Below are 1,377 nucleotides of genomic sequence, written 5' to 3'. Positions count from 1 at the left end.
CCGCCCCGGGTCAGAGCCGGATCACAGCAGCCCGGCATCGCCACAGATCAGCTGGGCGATCTGCTCATGGCCGTATTTGTTCGGATGCAGCCCGTCCATCGTCCAGACGCCGTTATTCGTGACCAGATCGGAGGGGCTGGTCCAGCTGGGTTCGGGGCTCATGTCCCAGGCCAGATCCCCCAGGAGATCGACGGTATGGACATTGTTGCGGCGCCCGACCTCGGCAATCGCATCGCGCTTGCGCTGCCAGGAGCCCGACAGCGACCAATAGGTGCCAGAGCTGCGCTTTTGCGGCAGATCGGTGCAAAGGATCAGGATGGGTTTTCTGAGCGCATCGATCTTTGCCGTCTTCTCGGCCTCGGTCTCGGTGCCGGTCAGGCCGGCGCGGGCCCTGATATTGGCGTAATTCCCGAGGATCTTGCGCACCGTATGATCCACCGCCTGGATGAAGCGGGTGCCGCTGTAATCGGCGGCGATATTGGTGGGCGTGACGATGCTTTCGCCGGAAACCGAGCCGTCAAACGTGCCGACCGTGCCCGGCGCGCCATCATCATTGCCGCCGGGCAGATAGATGATGACATCGGGATCATAGGTCCAGATCCGGCTCAGCCGGCTGTTCAGCGCGGTATTCGCGGCCGACTGACCCTGAAAGCCGCCATTATAGACGCTTGCTCCGGTCAGCGTCTCGAAGGCGGTTTTCGCAAAGCCGTAATCGGTCGAGAACCGGCTGTCGCCGTAAAGGATGATCTTCGAGGCCGCGTTCAGTACCGGGCGGCGGCGGATCTTGCGGCATGAGCTGTCCCGGCTGCCGGCCAGGGTCGGCGGAGCGGCCATGCTGTAGCGGGTGACCGGCACCGGGCCGCGCGCGCTGTTGGGATAGTTGCGCGCGGCGGTGACCGGATGGATGGCGCTGGCCCGGCTGAGGCGGATCAGCCCGGTGCCTGCGGGGGTGACGAAGGTGCCCTGGCGGGGAGAGGGGTTGCCTCCCGTCCCGGCCTGGCCGGAGATATAGGCCCCGGCGGCGGTGTAACAGGCGATATGGGCCACGGCACTATGGGCCGAGATGTCGAAGATCAGGCTGACCCCGGCCTCCATCCGCATCAGCTGGCTCATTTCCCAGTTGCCCGAGCCGTCATTGACCACGCCGCCGGTGGCGATCGCCAGATAGCCGGGCGACCATTCGGCAAGGGCGAAAAGATCGGTGAGGGTGCTGCCGGTGGCCGCGACCTTGCCCGAAAGTCCGGTCTCCCCGATCCGGCGCCAGCCCGCCGGGCTGGCAGACCAGCTGTAGCGCCCGGCATTGGCCACCGTGCCGCCGGCGACAGGATCGGTATGCGTGCCGGTGTCGAGATCGAGCACCTCGGCGCCGGTGCCGGT

The 1,377-nt window shown here is 66.2% G+C and carries 1 protein-coding gene; it reads right to left on the bottom strand.

Annotated elements, in window-relative coordinates:
• Positions 1-21: 21 nt before the first annotated feature.
• A partial coding sequence (locus tag XINFAN_RS00485; protein ID WP_148087130.1) for an SGNH/GDSL hydrolase family protein occupies positions 22-1,377 on the bottom strand: 1,356 nt, incomplete at its 5' end.

Source organism: Pseudogemmobacter humi (assembly GCF_900609055.1).
GTDB classification, from domain to species: Bacteria; Pseudomonadota; Alphaproteobacteria; order Rhodobacterales; family Rhodobacteraceae; genus Pseudogemmobacter; species Pseudogemmobacter humi.
The sequence above is the reverse complement of the archived record's forward strand: the minus strand, read 5'-3'. Positions and strand labels throughout refer to the sequence as shown.